This window comes from Actinomadura macrotermitis (genome assembly GCF_009604375.1).
GTDB classification, from domain to species: Bacteria; Actinomycetota; Actinomycetes; order Streptosporangiales; family Streptosporangiaceae; genus Spirillospora; species Spirillospora macrotermitis.
In genome coordinates this window covers 1,357,937-1,376,900 of sequence record NZ_WEGH01000003.1, presented here as the reverse complement: position 1 = coordinate 1,376,900, position 18,964 = coordinate 1,357,937, and the positions used below count along the sequence as shown (strand labels likewise).

The 18,964-nt window shown below is 74.8% G+C and carries 21 protein-coding genes; 13 read left to right on the top strand and 8 right to left on the bottom strand.

The window, feature by feature from the left end:
- Window positions 1–41: 41 nt before the first annotated feature.
- Genes ACRB68_RS27770 through ACRB68_RS27755 form a run of 4 tightly spaced genes read right to left on the bottom strand, consistent with a single transcriptional unit; the run spans window position 42 to window position 2,464 of the window.
- The gene (locus tag ACRB68_RS27770; protein WP_153537266.1) at window positions 42–491 is read right to left on the bottom strand and encodes an SRPBCC family protein; all 450 of its coding nucleotides are present in this window, start codon (window positions 489–491) and stop codon (window positions 42–44) included.
- Between the two features lie 58 nt (window positions 492–549).
- A complete protein-coding gene (locus ACRB68_RS27765; RefSeq protein ID WP_153537956.1) occupies window positions 550–1,233 on the bottom strand; it encodes a PIG-L deacetylase family protein in 684 nt (227 codons plus the stop codon).
- A 44-nt stretch (window positions 1,234–1,277) separates the two neighbouring features.
- On the bottom strand, window positions 1,278–1,904 hold the full coding sequence (locus tag ACRB68_RS27760; protein ID WP_153537264.1) for a hypothetical protein: 627 nt from the start codon (window positions 1,902–1,904) through the stop codon (window positions 1,278–1,280).
- Complete coding sequence (locus tag ACRB68_RS27755) at window positions 1,901–2,464, bottom strand: RNA polymerase sigma factor (RefSeq protein WP_328594865.1); 564 nt, start codon at window positions 2,462–2,464, stop codon at window positions 1,901–1,903. Before ACRB68_RS27755 ends, ACRB68_RS27760 begins: the two co-directional genes overlap by 4 nt.
- A 94-nt stretch (window positions 2,465–2,558) precedes the next feature.
- Here ACRB68_RS27755 and ACRB68_RS27750 point away from each other — a divergent pair, with 94 nt between their 5' ends.
- Genes ACRB68_RS27750 through dhaM form a run of 5 tightly spaced genes read left to right on the top strand, consistent with a single transcriptional unit; the run spans window position 2,559 to window position 7,306 of the window.
- Entirely contained in the window at window positions 2,559–3,140 is a 582-nt protein-coding gene (locus ACRB68_RS27750) for a hypothetical protein (protein ID WP_153537260.1), read from the top strand.
- Window position 3,141: 1 nt separating this feature from the next.
- Complete coding sequence (locus ACRB68_RS27745; protein WP_153537258.1) at window positions 3,142–5,289, top strand: bifunctional polysaccharide deacetylase/glycosyltransferase family 2 protein; 2,148 nt, start codon at window positions 3,142–3,144, stop codon at window positions 5,287–5,289.
- Between the two features lie 10 nt (window positions 5,290–5,299).
- Window positions 5,300–6,295, top strand: coding sequence for a dihydroxyacetone kinase subunit DhaK (dhaK, locus tag ACRB68_RS27740; RefSeq protein WP_153537256.1), 996 nt, complete (start codon window positions 5,300–5,302; stop codon window positions 6,293–6,295).
- A 22-nt stretch (window positions 6,296–6,317) separates the two neighbouring features.
- Window positions 6,318–6,926: a dihydroxyacetone kinase subunit DhaL gene (dhaL, locus tag ACRB68_RS27735; RefSeq protein WP_328594862.1), complete on the top strand. Its 609-nt coding sequence runs from the start codon at window positions 6,318–6,320 to the stop codon at window positions 6,924–6,926.
- The gene (dhaM, locus tag ACRB68_RS27730; RefSeq protein WP_328594861.1) at window positions 6,923–7,306 is read left to right on the top strand and encodes a dihydroxyacetone kinase phosphoryl donor subunit DhaM; all 384 of its coding nucleotides are present in this window, start codon (window positions 6,923–6,925) and stop codon (window positions 7,304–7,306) included. Before dhaL ends, dhaM begins: the two co-directional genes overlap by 4 nt.
- A gap of 12 nt (window positions 7,307–7,318) precedes the next feature.
- Here dhaM and ACRB68_RS27725 read toward each other — a convergent pair whose 3' ends face one another.
- Entirely contained in the window at window positions 7,319–7,678 is a 360-nt protein-coding gene (locus ACRB68_RS27725) for a protealysin inhibitor emfourin (protein ID WP_153537253.1), read from the bottom strand.
- Window positions 7,679–7,830: 152 nt separating this feature from the next.
- On the opposite strand from ACRB68_RS27725, the gene pcrA reads away from it, so the two are divergent.
- From pcrA to ACRB68_RS27710, 3 genes are all read left to right on the top strand, one after another.
- Window positions 7,831–10,119 carry a DNA helicase PcrA gene (pcrA, locus tag ACRB68_RS27720; RefSeq protein WP_153537251.1) on the top strand — a complete coding sequence of 763 codons (2,289 nt, stop codon included), beginning with the start codon at window positions 7,831–7,833 and terminating at the stop codon, window positions 10,117–10,119.
- A gap of 199 nt (window positions 10,120–10,318) precedes the next feature.
- Complete coding sequence (locus tag ACRB68_RS27715; RefSeq protein WP_153537249.1) at window positions 10,319–11,200, top strand: metal-dependent hydrolase; 882 nt, start codon at window positions 10,319–10,321, stop codon at window positions 11,198–11,200.
- Between the two features lie 41 nt (window positions 11,201–11,241).
- Window positions 11,242–11,910 (top strand): sulfotransferase family protein, encoded by a 669-nt coding sequence (locus tag ACRB68_RS27710; RefSeq protein WP_328594859.1) that lies wholly within the window; start codon window positions 11,242–11,244, stop codon window positions 11,908–11,910.
- Here ACRB68_RS27710 and ACRB68_RS27705 read toward each other — a convergent pair.
- Window positions 11,907–12,278 carry a DUF6069 family protein gene (locus ACRB68_RS27705; protein ID WP_153537247.1) on the bottom strand — a complete coding sequence of 124 codons (372 nt, stop codon included), beginning with the start codon at window positions 12,276–12,278 and terminating at the stop codon, window positions 11,907–11,909. The two genes, ACRB68_RS27710 and ACRB68_RS27705, sit on opposite strands and share 4 nt — an antisense overlap.
- A gap of 109 nt (window positions 12,279–12,387) precedes the next feature.
- Between ACRB68_RS27705 and ACRB68_RS27700 the strand changes: the two genes are divergently transcribed.
- The 4 genes from ACRB68_RS27700 (at window position 12,388) to ACRB68_RS27685 (ending at window position 16,692) form a co-directional block, all read left to right on the top strand.
- The gene (locus tag ACRB68_RS27700) at window positions 12,388–13,533 is read left to right on the top strand and encodes a sensor histidine kinase (RefSeq protein ID WP_328594857.1); all 1,146 of its coding nucleotides are present in this window, start codon (window positions 12,388–12,390) and stop codon (window positions 13,531–13,533) included.
- Window positions 13,521–14,174 (top strand): response regulator, encoded by a 654-nt coding sequence (locus ACRB68_RS27695; RefSeq protein WP_407924310.1) that lies wholly within the window; start codon window positions 13,521–13,523, stop codon window positions 14,172–14,174. Before ACRB68_RS27700 ends, ACRB68_RS27695 begins: the two co-directional genes overlap by 13 nt.
- 127 nt (window positions 14,175–14,301) lie before the next feature.
- Window positions 14,302–14,775, top strand: a complete 474-nt coding sequence (locus tag ACRB68_RS27690; RefSeq protein WP_153537245.1) for a hypothetical protein — start codon at window positions 14,302–14,304, stop codon at window positions 14,773–14,775.
- Between the two features lie 150 nt (window positions 14,776–14,925).
- Window positions 14,926–16,692, top strand: a complete 1,767-nt coding sequence (locus ACRB68_RS27685; protein WP_153537243.1) for a CocE/NonD family hydrolase — start codon at window positions 14,926–14,928, stop codon at window positions 16,690–16,692.
- A 6-nt stretch (window positions 16,693–16,698) separates the two neighbouring features.
- On the opposite strand, the gene ACRB68_RS27680 is transcribed toward ACRB68_RS27685, so the two are convergent.
- Window positions 16,699–17,370 carry a hemerythrin domain-containing protein gene (locus ACRB68_RS27680; protein WP_194293464.1) on the bottom strand — a complete coding sequence of 224 codons (672 nt, stop codon included), beginning with the start codon at window positions 17,368–17,370 and terminating at the stop codon, window positions 16,699–16,701.
- A 115-nt stretch (window positions 17,371–17,485) separates the two neighbouring features.
- Between ACRB68_RS27680 and ACRB68_RS27675 the strand changes: the two genes are divergently transcribed.
- Window positions 17,486–18,565 carry a response regulator transcription factor gene (locus ACRB68_RS27675; protein WP_194293463.1) on the top strand — a complete coding sequence of 360 codons (1,080 nt, stop codon included), beginning with the start codon at window positions 17,486–17,488 and terminating at the stop codon, window positions 18,563–18,565.
- A 1-nt stretch (window position 18,566) separates the two neighbouring features.
- Here ACRB68_RS27675 and ACRB68_RS27670 read toward each other — a convergent pair whose 3' ends face one another.
- Complete coding sequence (locus tag ACRB68_RS27670; RefSeq protein ID WP_153537237.1) at window positions 18,567–18,941, bottom strand: VOC family protein; 375 nt, start codon at window positions 18,939–18,941, stop codon at window positions 18,567–18,569.
- Window positions 18,942–18,964 lie beyond the last annotated feature (23 nt).

Sequence of the window (18,964 nt, the reverse complement as noted above, 5' to 3'; positions counted from 1 at the left end):
GGCAACCCCGCCGAATTGGCGACTATTCCCGTAGGAAAGACTCAGTTCAGCCGGCCGGGGCAGCCCGGCTCGCAGCGCTCCATGTGCCGGGCGAGGCCGGACGTGAACGAGCCGAGCATCCGGCCCATGACCACCTTGGCGAGGGGGCCGGTGCCGGGGACCAGCGGCTCGAACGAGCCGGACCACTCCACGCGGGTGCCCTCGCCCCGCGGCTCCAGCGTCACGTCCGCCCGGTAGCGGCGGAGCGGCAGCCCGGCGAGCGCGACGTAGGAGTAGCGGGTGGACGGCTCGTACGCCACCACCCGCTCGCGCGCCGGGAAGATCCGCCGGACGGCGCCGACGCCGTTCGGCTCCGGCGCGCCGTCCCGCTCGCGGTGCGCGCGGGTCGGGAACCGGCCCCAGACGTTCCACGCCTCGGCGACCGCGATGTGGTTGAAGATCGCCTCGGCGGAACCGCGCACGGTGGCGGTGGCCTGGACTCGGTACGGCATGGACGGCTCCCGGGGAGGTCGGATCCGCGCACGGTAGCAGCAGCGGCGGCGGTCCCGGCTAGGCGGTGTCGACGACCTGGAACACCTCGGCCAGGCGCCCTTCCGGCAGGCCGCCGGCGCGGGCGTTGCCCGACAGCCAGCCGCGCAGCATCTCCGGCAGCCCGTCGCCCATGTGCCCGGTCTGGCTGGCGTGCGCGCGCAGCGCCGCGACCTTGCGGTCGAACTGCCCGGTGACGTCCACGTAGTGCTCCGGCGCCGGCCCGCCCGACAGCCACACCTCGCGGACGGTCCAGGCCTCCAGCCCCTCCTCGGCGAGCAGCTCGGGGAAGGCGTAGGGGTTGCGCGCGTCGGGGTAGACGGCGTCCAGGGCCGCCGCCCCGGCGGCGCGGTGGTCGGGGTGGCTCGGCGCGATGCGCACGTAGTTGCGCTCGGGGGACTGCGTCAGCACCCGGTCCGGGCGGACCTGCCGGATGACCCGGGCGATGTCGCGGCGCAGGTCCAGCGTCGCCTCCAGGCGGCCGTCGGGGTGGCCGAGAAAGCGCACGTCGGTGACGCCGGCGCACTTGGCGGCGGCGCGCTGCTCGTCGCGGCGCAGCGCCGCCATCTCTTCGCGGGTGACACCGTCGTCGAAGCCGCCGGCGTCGCCGTCGGTGACCATGAGGTAGGTCACCTCGATGCCGCGGTCGGTCCAGCCGGCGACCGTGCCGGCCGAGCCGAAGTCGACGTCGTCGGGGTGCGCCATCACGACGAGGATGCGCTCGATCTCGCTGTCGTCCAGAACGTCGCTCACGGCCTCACTTTATGCGGATCGGGCGTTTTTCTTCTGCCGCCGGGCCTGTCGTCCGAATCCGGCTTGTTCGGCTTGTGGCTGCGCTTGGGCTTCTTCGTGGGGTTCGCCGGACCCCCCGGGTGATGCGCGTTCTCCCGGTCCTTCCCCTTCCAGCCCGGATGCGGGGAGGGCGACGGCGCCAGGCCGGGGGACGGCGGCGGGCCGGCCGGGGCCGTGCCGGTGACCCGGGGCCGGGGAGCGGGCTCGGGCGCCCGGCCCGAGCCGGCGCCGTGCCCCGGCGCCGGCGTGTGCCGCCGCCCGTGGGACGGCTCCGGCGCCTGGCCGGGCAGGTTGCCCGTGCCCGCCGCCACCGCGACGCCGCCCGCCGCGAACGTGACGCACACCACCGCGGTGACCTTGGCGGCCAGGCGCCCGCCCCACCGGGCGGCCCGCGCCGGGAGCGGCCGGGCCGCGCGGAACGCCGCGACGGCGGCGTCCTCGCCCGGGACCGGCCCGGGCGGCGCGGGCGCGGCGGCGTCCGCGAGCAGCCCGGCGAGCCGCTCGTGGCCCGGGACGCGCCCGCCCGCCAGCAGCAGCTCGGCGTCCTGCGGGCCGGGGCCGTGCCCGGCCCGTTCGTCGCTCATCGCGCCCCTTCCGTCGCGCCCAGCCTGTCCGACAGCCGCCGCAGGCCCCGGTGGGCGGCGGTGCGCACCGCCCCGGGGCGCTTGCCGAGCACCCGCGCCGCCGCCGGGGCGTCCAGCCCGATGACCACCCGCAGCAGCACCGCCTCGGCCTGGTCGCGCGGCAGCTCGGCGATCAGCGCGATCGCCTCCCGGGTGGCCAGGCCCTCGAGCGCGAGCATGGCGGTGTCGCCGTGCGCGGGCAAGGCCAGCAGCGCCTCGGCGTCGGGCCCGGCGGCCGGGCGGCGGGCGCTGCGGCGCAGCAGGTCCATCGCCCGGTTGCGGGTGATCGTGGCGGCCCAGCCGCGGAACCCCTCCAGGTCGCCGCGGAACCCCGCCAGGTCGCGGGCGATCTGCAGCCACGCCTCGGAGGTGACGTCCTCGGCGTCCGTGCCGACCAGCGAGGCGGCGTACCGGACGAGCCGGGGCTGCAGGTCCCGGTACAGCAGCCGGAACGCCCCCTCGTCACCGCCCTGGGCGGCGCGGAGGGCGCGACCGAGGTCGTCGTCCGCCGCGTCCGTCACGCCCGCCATTTTGCAGGCATTTTCCGGGTGGTGTGACACTTCCGGGGATGGTGGCGCTGAACGGTCGAGATCTCCCCGACCAGTGATGGACGAGATGACCACCGACACCCTGACGACCACCGGCGAGCCCGAGGGCACCCGCGCCCCGGCGGTCCCGGCCCCGCCGCTCGACGCCCCCGCGCCGCCCGGCGACCCGCTCCGGCCGCCGGTCTTCGTCGACTCCACCGGCCGCCGCGCCCGCCTCGGCCGCCGCGTCGGCCTGGTGCTGGCCGGGCTGCTGGTGAGCTTCCTCGGCTCGATCGGGATCATCGTGGCGACCGGCGCGTCCGTCCCCCTGACACCCTGGAGCGGGCACGGCCCCCGGCACACCGCCAAGCCGGAGCCGCCGCCGAGCCTGAAGAGCATCCACCGCGGCCCCGACGGGCGCGTCATCAGCGGCCCGGGCGCCCCGGTCACCCCGCCCGCGGCCCGCCGCTCGGGGCCCCCGGCTCCCGCCCCGACCGATACCGAGCGCGGCCGGACGACACCGGCGCCCGTCGACGCCTCGGCCACCCCCACCCCCACCCCCACCCCGTCGGCCACCACGCCGACGGCGGTCCCCACCCCGACCCCGTCGGCCACGCGCCCCGGCCACGGCCGCGCGACCCCGCCCGGGCGGGCCAAGAAGAACCGCTGACATGGGACGCGGAGAACCGAAGGGCCATTGGCTCCTGCTCGCGCTCGGCGCGCTCGCGCTGACCGTCCTGCTGCTGCTGGACGGCTTCGCCAACGGCGCCGTCGGCGAAGCGCCCCGTAAGGAGCCCGCCCACCCGGCGGCGGCGCCCGCCGAGGCCACCTCCGCAGGCCCGGTGATCAACCTGGCCGGCGGCAAGACCCAGAGCCGCCGGATGCCCGCCAAGACCGTCGCGCTGACCTTCGACGACGGCCCCGACCCCGAGTGGACGCCCCGCATCCTGGACGTGCTGCGCCGCCACAACGCGCACGCCACGTTCTTCTCCATGGGCGCGCACATCGCCCAGCAGCCCGCGCTGACCCGGCGCATCCTGCGCGAGGGCAACGAGATCGGCTCGCACACCTACACCCACATCGACATGGCGGCCTCGCCCGCCTGGCGCACCCGCTTCGAGCTCGACCTCACCCAGCGCGCCCTCGCCGGCGCCGCGGGCGTGCACACCCGGCTGATGCGCATGCCCTACTCCTCCCGCCCCGACGGCCTGACCGCCGGGGAGTGGAGGGCGGCGCGGCTGGCCGGCGCGGACGGCTACCTGACCGTCCTCACCGACCGCGACACCGAGGACTGGGCCAGGCCCGGCGTCGACCGGATCGTCCGCGACGCGACGACGGCCGGGCGGCGCGGCGAGGGCGCGATCGTGATGCTGCACGACGCGGGCGGCGACCGCACCGAGACCGTCGCCGCGCTGGAGCAGATCATCGTCCGGCTGCAGGCGCAGGGCTACCGGTTCACCGGCGTCGCCGAGGGCCTCGGGCTGCCCGCCGCCACCGTCAAGGTCGGCGGCGGCGAGCAGGCCATCGGGACGGTGCTGGTCGCCGCGCAGCGCACCGCGGGCTGGCTGACCGGCTGGTTCGGCCTGCTGTTCCTGCTCGCCGGGATGCTCTGCGCGATCCGCCTCGGCGTGCTGCTGGTCTTCGCGCACGTGCACATGCGGGCGGTGCGCCGCCCGCAGCGCCGCCGGACGCAGGGCGAGCCGCCCCCGCTGTCGGTGATCGTCCCGGCCTACAACGAGGAGGCCGGGATCGCCGCGACGGTCCGCTCGCTGCTGGACACCGACTACCCGGCGCCGTTCGAGGTGATCGTGGTGGACGACGGGTCCACCGACCGCACCGCCGAGATCGTCGAGGCCCTCGCGCTGCCGGGCGTGCGGCTGATCCGCAAGCCCAACGGCGGCAAGCCGAGCGCCCTCAACACCGGCGCCGCCGCCGCGCGCACCGACGTGCTCGTCCTCGTCGACGGCGACACCGTCTTCCAGCGCGACACCCTGCGCCACCTGGTCGCGCCGCTGGACGACCCCAGGGTCGGCGCGGTCAGCGGCAACACCAAGGTCGCCAACCGCGGCGGCGTCCTCGGCCGCTGGCAGCACATCGAGTACGTGATCGGGTTCAACCTGGACCGGCGCATGTTCGACGTGCTGCAGTGCATGCCGACGATCCCCGGCGCGATCGGCGCGTTCCGGCGCGCCGCGCTGCTGGAGGTCGGCGGCGTGCACGACGACACCCTCGCCGAGGACACCGACCTCACCATGGCGATCTGCCGCGCGGGCTGGCGCGTGGTCTACGAGGAGAAGGCCCTCGCCTGGACCGAGGCGCCCGACTCGCTGCGCCAGCTGTGGCGGCAGCGCTACCGCTGGTGCTACGGGACCATGCAGGCGATGTGGAAGCACCGCCGCTCGGTCGTCGAGCGCGGCCGGTCGGGCCGGTTCGGCCGCCGCTGCCTCACCTACCTGGCGGTCTTCCAGGTGGTGCTGCCGCTGTTCGCACCAGCGGTGGACCTGTTCGCGCTGTTCGGGCTGGCGTTCCTGGACCCGACCGCGCCGCTGCTGATGTGGGCGGCGTTCACCGCCGCGCAGGCCGCCGCCGGCGCCTACGCGCTCTGGCTGGACCACGAGCCCGTCCGGCCCCTGTGGACGCTGCCGCTCCAGCAGGTCGTCTACCGCCAGCTGATGTACCTGGTGGTGCTGCAGTCGGCGGTGACGGCGGTCCTCGGCGCGCGGCTGCGCTGGCAGACGATCCGCCGCACCGGCACCTTCGCCGGGCCCGGCGGGGAGGAGGCCCGGTTGGGTCTGGGAGGGCAGTCCGTCGCGGGGTAAGGCTGAGGACATGCGCAAACTCATCAACGCCCCGGCGGACGTCGTCGCCGACGCGCTGCGCGGCCTGGCCGCCGCGCACCCCTCGCTGCGGGTCGACGTGGACACCCGCACGGTCGTCCGCGCCGCCGCGCCGCGCCCCGGCAAGGTCGCCCTGGTGTCGGGCGGCGGCTCCGGCCACGAGCCGCTGCACGCCGGCTTCGTCGGGTTCGGGATGCTGGACGGGGCGTGCCCGGGCGAGGTCTTCACCTCCCCGACGCCCGACCAGGTCGTCGCGGCGGCGATGGCGGTGCACGGCGGCGCGGGCGTGCTGCTGATCGTCAAGAACTACACCGGCGACGTGCTGAACTTCCAGCTGGCCGCCGAGCTGGCCGAGGACGAGGGCATCGAGGTCGCCACCGTGCTGGTCGACGACGACGTGGCGGTGCGCGACAGCACCTACACCGCGGGCCGCCGCGGCACCGGCGCCACCCTGTTCGCCGAGAAGATCGCCGGCGCGCTGGCCGAGGAGGGCGCCGGCCTGGACGCGGTCGCCGCCGTCGCCCGCGAGGTCGTCGCGCGGACGCGCTCCTTCGGCGTCGCGCTGTCGCCGTGCACCGTCCCGGCCGCCGGGGAGCCGACGTTCGAGCTCGGGCCGGGCGAGATCGAGCTCGGCGTCGGCATCCACGGCGAGCCGGGCCGCGAGCGCGCCGCCGCCGCGCCCGCCGCCGAGATCGTCGCCGCCGCGCTCACCGCGATCGACCAGGACATGCCGCTGGCCGGCCAGGAGCTGCTGGTGCTGGTCAACGGGATGGGCGGCACCCCCTTGATCGAGCAGTACATCGCCTACGGGGCGGCCGAGCGCTGGCTGGCCGGGCGCGGCGCGACCGTGGCCCGGCCGCTGGTCGGCGGCTATGTGACCAGCCTGGAGATGGCCGGCGTCATGATCAGCGTCTGCCGGGCCACGCCCGAGATGCTGCGCCTGTGGGACGCGCCCGTCGAGACCCCGGCCCTCAGGTGGGGCCGATGAACGCACCGGGAGACTGAGAGCAGTGAACACGGCCGAGTGGATCAGACTGGCCGCCGAGCGGATCGCCGCCGACGCGGCGCACCTGTCCCGGCTGGACGCCGCGATCGGTGACGGCGACCACGGCCACAACCTGGAGCGGGGCTTCGCCGCGGCGGTCGCGGCGCTGCCGGAGGGCGACGCGCCGCCCGGCAAGGTCCTGCTCGCCGCCGGCCGGGCGATCGTGGCCAAGACCGGCGGCGCGTCCGGTCCCCTGTACGGGACGGCGCTGCGCCGCGCGGGCAAGGCCCTCGGCGACACGCCGGACCTGGACGCCGCCGGGCTCGGCGCGGTGCTGCAGGCCGCGCTGGAGGGCGTCCGCGAGCTCGGCCAGGCCGGCGAGGGCGACAAGACCATGGTCGACGCGCTGGCGCCGGCCGTCGCGGCCTACGAGGAGGCCCTGGCGGCGGGCGGCGACCTGGCGGCCTGCGCGGCGGCCGCCGCCGAAGCGGCCGACCAGGGGGCACAGGCGACCGTGCCGATGCAGGCGCGCAAGGGCCGCGCCAGCTACCTCGGGCCGCGCAGCACCGGGCACCTGGACCCCGGCGCGGCCTCCACCGCCCTGCTCCTGCGCGCGCTGGCGGACGTGGCGTGAGCGTCGGCATCGTGATCGTGTCGCACAGCCGGGCGCTCGCCGAGGGCGTCGCCGAGCTGGCCGCGACCATGGGCGCGGGCGAGGCCGCCGTGGCGGCGGCCGGCGGCGACGGGCGCGGCGGCCTCGGCACCAGCGCCGAGCTGATCGAGGAGGCGGTCGCGACGGTGTCGGCGGGGGCGGGCGTGGTGCTGCTCGCCGACGTCGGCAGCTCCGTCCTCACCGCGAAGCTGGTCGTGCAGGACGCGGGCGGCGAGGTCGTGCTCGCCGACGCGCCGCTGGTGGAGGGCGCGATCGCGGCGGCCTCCGCGGCGGCGGCGGGTGCCGACATGGCCGCCGTGGTCGCCGCGGCCGAGTCCGCCCACGGCTTCCGTAAGACCTAGCCCCGACAAGTCCTAAAGGCCCGACGGGCTGGGCGGGGCCTGCTGCCGGCCCTCGTCCTCGGGGCGCTCCTCGGGCTCGACCGGGCCCTGCAGCAGGGTCGTGATCGGGCCGTCGATGTCCTCGCCGGGGTCGGCCGGCACGGCGAAGACGCGCGGGTCCCGCCCGTCGTCCTCGACGGTGATCCGGTAGCCGGCGGCGTCCCCGTCCCCGCCGGTCTCCCCGGCCTCCGCGCACGCGTCCGTGCCGGCCAGCGCGCTCACCGCCTGCTCGATCCGCCCGGCCTGGTCGCCGGGCAGATCGGCGGTGTCGTACACGGCCACCATGTTCTCGCCGCCCGCGAACCCGCCGGTGCTCTCGATCTTCACCCGCATCCGCCCACCTCCGGGTCCACGGTCCGTCCGGCGCGGGGATCGGTCAACCCCGCCGCTTTTGTCCTCTTGTGGGGCAAAGGCGGGGCTGTCGTGGCGCGCATCGGCCCGGAGCCGACCGTATTCGTCGGCCACGCCACGTACACTCGCACGTGATGTCGAAGACCGAAGTGAACCCCCTGCTGGACGGGCTGAACCCGCAGCAGCGCGCCGCCGTGGAGCACGCCGGCGGCCCCCTGCTCATCGTCGCGGGCGCCGGTTCGGGCAAGACCCGCGTGCTCACCCACCGCATCGCCCACCTGCTGGCCGAGCGCGACGTGCACCCCGGCCAGATCCTGGCCATCACCTTCACCAACAAGGCCGCGGCCGAGATGAAGGAGCGGGTGGACGCGCTGGTCGGCCCGCGCTCGCGCGCGATGTGGGTGATGACCTTCCACTCGGCGTGCGTGCGCATCCTGCGCCGCGAGGCCGGGCGGCTCGGCTTCCCCACCGGCTTCTCGATCTACGACCAGGCCGACGCGCAGCGCCTGATGGCCCTGGTCTGCCGCGAGCTGGACCTGGACCCCAAGCGCTATCCGCCCAAGTCGTTCTCGGCGCAGGTCAGCAACCTCAAGAACGAGCTGATCGACTACGAGACGTTCAAGGCGCGCGCGTCCACCCACATGGAGCAGACGCTCGCCTCGGCGTACCAGATGTACCAGGCGCGGCTCGCGCAGGCCGGCGCGATGGACTTCGACGACCTGATCATGATGACGGTCAACCTGCTGCAGGTCTTCCCCGAGGCCGCCGAGCACTACCGGCGCCGGTTCCGGCACGTCATGGTCGACGAGTACCAGGACACCAACCACGCCCAGTACGAGCTGGTCCGCGAGCTGACCGCGCCCGTCGAGGGCGTGGGCGCGGCCGAGCTGTGCGTGGTCGGCGACGCCGACCAGTCGATCTACGCCTTCCGCGGCGCGACGATCCGCAACATCCTGGAGTTCGAGCGCGACTACCCCGAGGCCACCACGATCCTGCTGGAGCAGAACTACCGCTCCACCCAGACGATCCTGTCGGCGGCCAACGCGGTGATCGAGCGCAACGCCGACCGCAAGCCCAAGCGGCTGTGGTCCGACCAGGGCGCCGGCCACAAGATCATCGGCTATGTGGCCGACAACGAGCACGACGAGGCCGCGTTCGTGGCCCGCGAGGTCGACCGGCTCACCGACGCCGGCGACGCCCGCCCCGGCGACGTGGCGATCTTCTACCGCACCAACGCGCAGTCGCGGGTGTTCGAGGACGTGTTCATCCGGGTCGGCCTGCCCTACAAGGTCGTCGGCGGCGTGCGCTTCTACGAGCGCAAGGAGGTCCGCGACCTGCTGGCCTACCTGCGCGTGCTCGGCAACCCCGAGGACACCGTCAGCCTGCGCCGCATCCTGAACGTGCCCAAGCGCGGGATCGGCGACCGCGCCGAGGCCGTGGTGGAGGCGTACGCGTCCCGCGAGCGGATCTCGTTCTGGCAGGCGCTGCGCCGCCCCGAGGACGTCCCGGGCATGGCGACCCGCTCGATCAACGCGGTCCGCGAGTTCGTGGCGCTGCTGGACGAGCTGCGCGAGCAGGTCGCGGCGCTCACCCCGGGCGAGCTGGTCGAGCAGATCCTGGTCAAGAGCGGCTACCTGGCCGAGCTGCAGGCGTCCAAGGACCCGCAGGACGAGACCCGCATCGAGAACCTCCAGGAGTTCGAGGCGGTCGCGCGCGAGTACGAGGAGCGCCTGGACGGCGAGTCGGCCGCGGGCCGGCTGGTCGACTTCCTGGAGCAGGTCGCGCTCGTCGCCGACGCCGACTCCATCCCCGGCGGCGCCAAGGGCAACCCGGCCGCGCCCGCCGACGAGGCCGCCGCCGAGGCCGACCAGGGCGTGGTCACGCTGATGACCCTGCACACCGCCAAGGGCCTGGAGTTCCCGGTGGTGTTCCTCACCGGCATGGAGGACGGGGTCTTCCCGCACCTGCGCGCCATGAGCAACCCCAAGGAGCTGGAGGAGGAGCGCCGACTGGCCTACGTCGGCATCACCCGGGCCCGGCAGCGCCTGTACGTGAGCCGCGCGACGATGCGCTCGTCGTGGGGCGCGCCGCAGGTGAACCCGCCGTCGCGGTTCCTCGGCGAGGTGCCCGCGACGCTGATCGACTGGGAGCGCGAGGGCTCCTCGCTGTCGGGGTCGGCGCTGACGTCGGTGGCGTCGCGGCCCGGCGGCCGGCTCGGCGGCGGCGGCCGCCCGGCGGCCCGGTCGGGCAAGGCGGTGCCGAACCTGCGGCCGGGCGACAAGGTCACCCACGACTCGTTCGGGCTCGGCACGGTGGTGTCGGTCGACGGCCAGGACGACAAGATGCGCGCCAGCATCGACTTCCGCGGCGAGTCCGAGATCAAGGTCGTCGTGGTGAAGTACGCGCCCCTGGAGAAGCTCTAGCCTTCGAGGCAGGCCCGCTCTCCGCCGCACGGGGGAGGGCGGGCCTTCGTGCGTCCGGGCAACTGGACTCGTAGTCCAATTGTGACCCGGCGCACATACAAGCAGGGTTGCTTGGATATGCGGGCGCTCGTACCTTCGGACAAGGCGCCAGTAAGTGTCCCCCGACGCCGGTGCAGTCTCCCCGAAGCAGGAGAGCCCCATGAGCCACGCCGCCGCCCGCCCCCGCCCCCTGATCCGCCCCCGCAGCGTGCGGACGCGCCGGATCGCCTTCGACTACCCCGCCGAGACGCTGCCGCGCCACTACGTCAGCGGCGACCTGGTGATGAGCCACGTCGTCTCGGTGCTGTCGTCGTTCTTCCCCGAGGGCGAGGACTTCTTCATCCGCACCGTCCGTAACTACCGCGACCGGATCACCGACCCCGAACTGAAGGAGCAGGTCGCCGGCTTCATCGGCCAGGAGGTCACGCACGGCCGCGAGCACCGCGCGTTCAACCGCCGCCTCGCCGCGCTCGGCTACCCGACCCGCAACATCGACCGCCGCCTGCACCACGGCCTGCGGTTCGGCGAGAGGGTGCTGCCGAAGGCCGTCCAGCTCGCGGTCACCGCCGCGCTGGAGCACTACACCGCCACCCTCGCCGAGGTGCTGCTGACCGACCCGGAGGCGCAGGCCCTGTTCGACGTCGACGAGGTCCGCTCGATGCTGCAGTGGCACGCCCTGGAGGAGAGCGAGCACAAGTCGGTGGCGTTCGACGTGTTCCAGACCGTCAGCGGCGACCAGGCCCTGCGCATCTGGGTCATGCGGTTCACCACCGCCGGGTTCCTGGCCGCGACTGTCGGCAACACGATCTTCTCGATGCTGCTCGACCGCGCCACCTACGACGGCCCCCGCCTGGCCGAGAGCCTGCGCAGGCTGCGGCACTCGCCCTGGCTGAAGCCCGAGGTCGCCCGCCGCATCCGCGACTACAACCGGCCCGGCTTCCACCCCGACGACCACGACAACACCGCGCTGATCGAGGAGTGGAAGAACCGGCTGTTCGGCGAGGAGGGCGCCCTGGCGGACCGCACGAAAGGCCCCGCCTGACAGGGCTTGACCGCTTCCCTGACCGGTGCGATGTTCGCGTCGTGAAAATCATCGGCGCAGGTTACGGACGTACCGGGACGCTGTCCCTCAAAGCGGCCATCGAGCGGCTCGGGTTCGGGCCGTGCCACCACATGACCGAGGCGGTCCGAAAGGAACAGCTCGGCGGCTGGCTCGCCAAGACCAAGGGCCGGCCCGTCCCCTGGGACAGGCTGCTCGGCGGGTACGAGTCCTGCGTCGACTGGCCGGCCGCGGCCTACTGGCGCGAGCTGACCGAGCACTACCCCGCCGCCAAGGTCGTCCTCAGCGTCCGCGATCCCGGGCGCTGGGCGGCCAGCATGCGCGCGACCATCCTGGCCCACCACCGCCGGGGCCGGACGCTGCCGGGCCGCGCCCTGACCGGCCTGTCGGCCCTGCTCGGCACCGACCTCGCCAGGTTCATCGAGATGACCTCCAACATGCCCGAGGTGCCGGGGTTCGCCGACCTGTCCGACGAGGAGCTCGCCAAGGCCTTCGAACGGCACACCGAGGAGGTCCGGGCCGGCGTCGACCCGTCCCGGCTGCTGGTGTTCGAGGTCGCGCAGGGCTGGGAGCCGCTCTGCGCGTTCCTCGGCGTCCCGGTGCCGGACGAGCCGTTCCCGCGGGTCAACGACACCGCCCAGTTCCAGGAGCAGGCCAAGGCCATGATGCGGCAGCTGATGCTGCGCCGTTAGCGGCGCCGCAGCCCGAGGATCACGATCGCGCCGACCAGCAGGTGCATGGCGGCCAGCGCCGCGCCGGCGGCGGCCGTCGCGGCGCCGAGCGGGCCGCCCAGCGACAACGCCAGGGCGAGCACCGCGACGGCGGTCCAGATCGCCCGGGCGCGGCCGGTGCGCCGTTCCAGGACCGCGAGCAGCGCCCACGCGGCGAGCGCGGGGAGCAGGCTGCCGATGATCACCGGCGCCACGCCCACCCGCCGCCCCTGGGCCTCGAGGTCGATCCCCGCCACCGGCACGACGGCGATCCACAGGGCCACCGGGGCGAGGACGGCGGCGGCGACGGTGAGCGCGCGGGAGGACGTGGTCTGCGTGAGAGTCGTCATGCCCGCAAGAGTGCGGGCCACGGCCCCGCCGCCACATCGGCCGACGGATACCGCGGCTTCCAACTTTGGTAGCTGTCGCCCTCGCGGCGGCGTCCGTAGCCTCGCTCCCGTGAACCTCTCCCCGGCCTGTACCTCCGGCACCCCGCGGGCGCGCGGCACGACCGTGCTGATGGCGGCCGTCGGCGTCCCGATCGCGCTGACGCTCTGGGGGCGGCACGACCTGCTGCTGCTGGACGCCGCGGCCGGCCTGGCGTCCTGGGCGCTGCTGCCGCTGCTGGTCCGCCGCCCGGTCGCGGTGACGCTCGTGCTGGACGTGCTGGCGGTCCTGTCGCCCTCCGCCACGCCCGCCTCGACCGTCGGGACGCTGCAGGTCGCGGGCGTGCGGAGCGTCCGCGTCGCGGTGGCGGTCGGCCTCGCCGGGATCGCCGCGCACGCGGCGCGCCCGCTGGTCCAGCCGATCCCGCTGCCGTTCGGCTGGTGGCTGCTGCTGGTGGCCATCGCGCACGCCGCGCTCATCGGGTGGGGCGCGCTGATCCAGGCGCGGCGCGCCCTCATCGCGTCGCTGCGCGACCGCGCCGAGCGCGCCGAGGCCGACCGGGACCGCCGCGTCGCCGAGGCCCGCGCGCTGGAGCGCGCCCGGATCGCCCGCGAGATGCACGACGTCCTCGCGCACCGGCTCTCCCTGCTCGCCACCTACGCCGGGGCGCTGGAGTACCGGCCCGACGCGTCGCCCGAGAAGCTCGCCCGGGCCGCCGGGGTGATCCGCTCCAGCGCGCACCAGGCCCTCGGCGAGCTGCGCGACGTGCTCACCGTGCTGCGCGCCGACGACGCCGAGGACGCCGCGCCCCAGCCCGTCCTCGCCGACCTGCCGCGGCTGCTGGCCGAGGCCGAGGACGCCGGGACGCCGGTCGCCTTCACCGACCGGACGGCCGGCACCGGGACGCTGCCGCCGACGCTGTCCCGCACGGTCTACCGGGTCGTGCAGGAGGGGCTGACCAACGCCCGCAAGCACGCGCCGGGCAGCCGGGTCCGGATCGTCCTGGACGGCGAGCCCGGCGGCCGGCTGACGGTCGAGCTGAGCAACCCCCTGGGACCCGGGCCCGCTGACACCGCCTCGCCCATCCCCGGCTCGGGCACCGGCCTGATCGGCCTCACCGAGCGGGTCCGCCTCGCGGGCGGCGCGCTCGACCATGGGGCGACCCCGGGCGGCTTCGGCCTGCGGGCCTGGCTACCCTTCCCCGAGTGCGCACCGTGACCCGGGTCCTGCTGGTGGACGACGACGCCCTCGTCCGGTCCGCGCTGGCGATGATGCTGGACGGCGCCGAGGGCATCGCCGTCGTCGCCGAGGCGTGCGACGGCGCCGAGGTGCCGGACGCCGTGGCGGCCCACTTCCCCGACGTCGTCCTGATGGACCTGCGGATGCCCCGGGTCGGCGGCATCGAGGCGACCCGCCGGCTGCGCCGGCTACCCCGCCCGCCCGAGGTGATCGTGCTGACGACCTTCGACACCGACGACAACGTCGTGGCGGCGCTGCGCGCGGGCGCGGGCGGGTTCCTGCTGAAGGACTCGCCGCCCGCCCGGATCGTCGCGGCGATCCACCGGGTGGCGGCGGGCGAGCCGATGCTGTCGCCGCAGATCACCCGCCGCCTGATGGAGAGCGTCACCACCCGCGCCGACGCCTACCGCCGCGCCGTGGACGCCCTGGCGGCCCTCACCCCGCGCGAACACGAGGTCGCCCTGGCCGTGGCGCGCGGCGAGGGCAACGCCGAGATCGCGGGCACCCTCGGCATGAGCGTCCCGACGGTGAAGTCCCACGTCTCGCGCATCCTGGCCAAGCTGGCCCTGAACAACCGCACCCAGCTGGCCCTCCTCGCCCACGACGCCGACCTGATCTGAGCACCGGGCCCTGGGACGCCGGTCCCGGACACGACAGGACGCCGCTCCCTGCCGCCGCAGGGCGGCCCCCGCCTAACGTTTTCCCCGTTGCTGAAACGCCGGGGGGCAGAAAGCAAGGGGGCCGAGAATGGCAATCGGATGGAAGCGGCGGACGGCCGCGATCGGCGTGGCCACCGCGGCGGTTCTCGCCACGGGCGCCGCCACGGGGACGGCGCAGGCGAGCACGCGCGTCATGAACGCGAAGTTCAAGAACGAGCTGGGATGCGTGCTCGACCTGTCGGCGGCCGACCCCGGGGGCACGCGCGCCGCTTGGGTGCAGCGGCCGCCGACGACGGTCGGCCGCCTGAGCGATGGCGCCTGGTGGTCGGTGAGCGCGAACCTGGGGCTTTGGGGGACGGCGAAGGGGTCCGCCGAATACGTCACCCGGGACTGCAATTTCCCGGCCTGGAACGGCATCACCGTCCGGCTCGAATGGACCCTGATGCCGACCGGCGTCAATTCCTACAGCGGCTGGACCAGCAACACGGTCCTCGAGGCCCGGCTGGAGACCCAGCACTACGGCCTGTCGCCGGTGTTCCTGCTCACGCAGCGGCCCACCTGATCCGGCGGCCGGCGGCGACGCGTTCCGACGCGTCGCCGCCGGCCGGGCGTCAGCACATCTCCGGGGAAATCGTGCACCCGGCCGAGTGACCACGGTGCAAGTAATCACTTACACTGATCGCGCTCAGCCTCCCTTCCCCCAGGAGACCCCATGAGACGTCTCGCCGCCGCGGCCCTGCTGGCCGCGGGCGTCCTCGCACCGGCCCGGGCGCAGGCCGCGCCCGCCGCCTACGACGTGGTCGTGCAGAAGGACGTCATGGTCCGGATGAGCGACGGCGCCGAGCTGGTCGTGGACGTCTACCGCCCCGCCCGCGGCGGCAAGGCGGCGGCCGGCCGCTTCCCCGTCGTGGTCAGCCAGACCCCCTACAACAAGTCGGTCCCGGGCGCCTCGATGCAGGCCGACTTCCTCGTCCGGCACGGGTACGTGCAGGTCGTCGCGGACGTGCGCGGCACCGGCGGCTCGCCCGGCGCCTGGGACGCGTTCGGGGCGCGCGAGCAGAAGGACGGCAAGGAGCTGGTGGAGTGGGCGTCCTCGCGCGCCCGGTCCTGGAGCGACGGCCGCGTCGGCCTCATGGGCGCCTCCTACGGCGCGATCAACCAGCTGTTCACCGCCGCGCAGCACCCGCGCGGGCTGAAGGCGATCTTCCCGGTGGTGCCGATGGGCGACGCCTACCGCGACGTCGTCGGCACCGGCGGCCAGCTCGGCCTGGCGTTCGTGCCGCTGTGGATGACCGGCGTCGGCGCCCTCGGCCTGCTGCCGCCCACCTACGCCGGCAAGGACCCCAAGAAGGCGGAGCAGGTGCTGCGCCGGCACCTGGGCAACATCCCCGACTTCGAGATCAGGATGATCCTGAACGCCCTCACCGGCGGGGACAAGGCGTTCGACTCCTCCTTCTACCGGCTGCGCTCGCCGCTGGAGGTCATCGACAAGGTGAACGTGCCGACCTTCCTGGTCGGCGGCCAGTTCGACATCTTCCAGCGCAGCGAGCCGCTGCTCTACCAGCGGCTCGCCGCGCGCGGGGTGCCGTCCCGCTTCGTCTACGGGCCCTGGTACCACATCGACGGCGCCGCGCCCGCGCTCGGCCTGCCGCTGCCGAACGCCCAGACGCCGCCCGGCATGACGCTGCCCGAGCTGGCCCTGCGCTGGTTCGACCAGCACGTCAAGGGCCTCAAGGACACCGGCCGGCCCATCGCGCCGGTCACCTACTACGAGCAGGGCCCGGGCGCCTGGCGCACCTCCGCCACCTGGCCGCCCGCCGTCACCTACCGCAAGCTGTACCTGGGCGACCGCCGCTCCCTGTCCTGGACCGCCTCGGCCGGGAAACCGGACACCGTCCCCTTCGCCCCGTTCGCGGGCCTGTGCAGCCGCTCGGCCGTCCAGTGGACGATCGGCGTCGGCGCCCTGCTCGGCCTGTCGTGCGCCACCGACCAGCGCGACAACGACAGGCAGGGCATCGTCTACGACCTGCCGGTCACCAAGCCCCTCAGCCTGACCGGCGCCGTCAACGCGCACCTGTGGGTGAGCTCGGCCGCCCGCGACGGCCAGCTCGCCGTCCGCCTGGAGGACGTCGCCCCGGACGGCAAGGTCACCCAGCTGTCGGCCGGCTGGCAGGTCGCCTCCCTGCGCGCCCTGGACGAGAAGCGGACCGTCCGCCGCAACGGCATGATCATCCAGCCGTACCACCCGTACACCAGGAAGTCCGGCGCCGCGATGAAGCCGGGCGTCCCCGTCCCGGTCGACGTGGAGATCTACGGCTTCGCCGGCACCCTCGCCCCCGGCCACAGGCTGCGGGTGTCCATCCAGACCGGCGACTTCCCGCACCTGTTCCCCAACCTGCCCCAGCTGGGCAGATCCGGCGCCCTGAAGATCTGGCACGACCCCGCCCACCCCAGCTGGGTCGCCCTGCCCGTCCGCTGACCCGGTTCACTCCGTGGCGTGGACCGCGGGCGGCACCGCCACAAGGTCGCGCAGGGCGGTGGCCGAGGGGGCGTCGAGGACCCGGTCGGCGATGGCGAGGACGCCGTCGACGACGGGCGGCGGGGCGGTGCGGGCCATGCCGGTGACCAGGGCGGCGCGGGTCGCCGGGTCCACCGCGGGCAGCACCAGCTCCAGGGTGGTGGCCTGGACGCCCGGCGGGGTGGCGGCCATGAAGGCGGCGCGGGCGGCGGCGATCTCCGCGTCGGTGCAGTGCGCCCAGATCCGGGGCATCACCCCCGTCTCCTCCTCGTGCAGGTGGGGCAGGTAGGCGGCGACGAACCGGGCGAGGTCGCGGTAGAGGTCCAGGCCCGCGGCCGGGTCGCCGGGCGCCTTGTCGAAGGACTCCGCCAGGTGCTCCAGCAGGTCGTCCAGGTCGCGGTGCTGGTCGGCGATGACATCGGTCGCCGCGTGCTCGTAGGGGTCCAGGACGCGCAGGATGTGCTCGTCCTCGTGCTCGGTGTGCACGCGCAGCAGCGCCAGCAGGGGCCGCCACTCCGCCTGCAGCCCGGCGACCTGCTCCGGGTCGGTCCAGTCGGTGGCCCCGGCCCGCATCGTGACCAGGAACAGGCCCCGGCGCAGGGCCTTGTGGATGAGGGTGAACAGATCGTCGCGTTCCATGCCGGCTCCTTGGTGTTCGGTCGGGCGCCCCGAACGTAGGCGGGCCGGGCAAGGCGGCGATATCCCCAGTTCGAGGGGGTACCGAGCGGTGGTGGGGCCGGGCCATCCTGAGGGCATGGATCTCCCCGCGCAGGTCCGGCGGCTGGCCGCCGAGGACCTCGGCCTCACCGAGGTGCGCGTCCGGCTGGACCGGCTGCTGCGCGCGGCGGTCGGCTACGACATGGCCGCCGTCTCCACGCTCGACCCGTCCACACTGCTGTGGACGAGCTGCTTCGTCAGCGGCGCCGACGCCGCCGGGGCGGCCGACCGCGAGCGGGTGCTGTTCGACATCGAGTTCCGCGGCACCGACGTCAACGGGTACCGGGAACTGGCCGCGGCCCCCGTCCCGGTCGCGGGCCTGCACGCCGCGACCGGCGGCCGGATCTCCCGGGCCGAGCGGCACCGGGAGCTGCTGCACGACCTCGGCGTCAGCGACGAGGCCCGCGTCATGCTGCGGACGCGGACGGGCTGCTGGGGCTCGCTCACCCTCTACCGGACCGAGCCGTCGCCCCCGTTCTCCCCGGCCGAGCTGGCCTTGCTCGCCGAGATCAGCGGCCCCGCGGCGGACCTGTTCCGCCTCACCCTGCTGCGCGCGGCGCTCGCCGCGCCGGGCGACCTCACCGGCCCGCCCGGCCTGCTGCTGGTCGGGCCGTCCGGGCAGACCCGCACCGTGACCGACGACGCCCGCCGCTGGCTGGCCACCCTGGACGACCGCGACCGGCTGCCGAGCGCCGTCCGCGCCGTGGCGGCCGCCGTGCGCGGCGGCGACGGCCTGGCCCGCGCCGCCCTGCCCGCCCGCGACGGGCGCTGGGTGGTGCTGCACGGCTCCGCCGCCGGCGACCAGACCGCCGTCATCGTCGAGGGCGCGCGCCCCGCCGTGATCGGCGAGGTGATCACCCGCGCGTACGGGCTGACGCCCCGCGAACGGGAGATCACCGAGCTCGCCGCGCAGGGCCGCACCACCCGCCAGATGGCGGCCCGCCTCGGCTTGTCGCCCTTCACCGTCCAGGACCACCTGAAGGCCACCTACGCCAAGATCGGCGTGCGGAGCCGCGCCGAGCTCGTGGCCGCCCTGTACACCCGGCACTACTCGCCCCGCGCCGCCGGCCGCCCGAGCCCCTACGGCTGGTACCTCGACGACGCGGTCGTGACGTGAGTCAGTCCAGGCGGGACCGCAGGAGGCAGAACTCGTTGCCCTCCGGGTCGGCCAGGACGTGCCAGCTCTCCTCACCGGTCTGGCCGACGTCGGCCGGGCGCGCCCCGGCGGCCAGCAGGCGCTCGAGCTCGGCGTCCTGGTCGCGGTCGGTGGCGTTGACGTCGAAGTGCATCCGCAGCTTGCCGACCTTCGGGTCGGTGGTGGGGCTGAAGAGCAGCGTCGGCTGCACCCCGCCGGCGCCCTGCGGAGGCCCGATCTGTATCGAGCCGTCGACGTCGGTACCGAGCACGCTGAAGCCCAGCACCTCGCACCAGAAGTCCGCCAACCGCTGCGGATCGTGGCAGTCGATCAACAGTTCGGAAATACGGCAAGCCATGATCGACACCCTACGAGGCGACG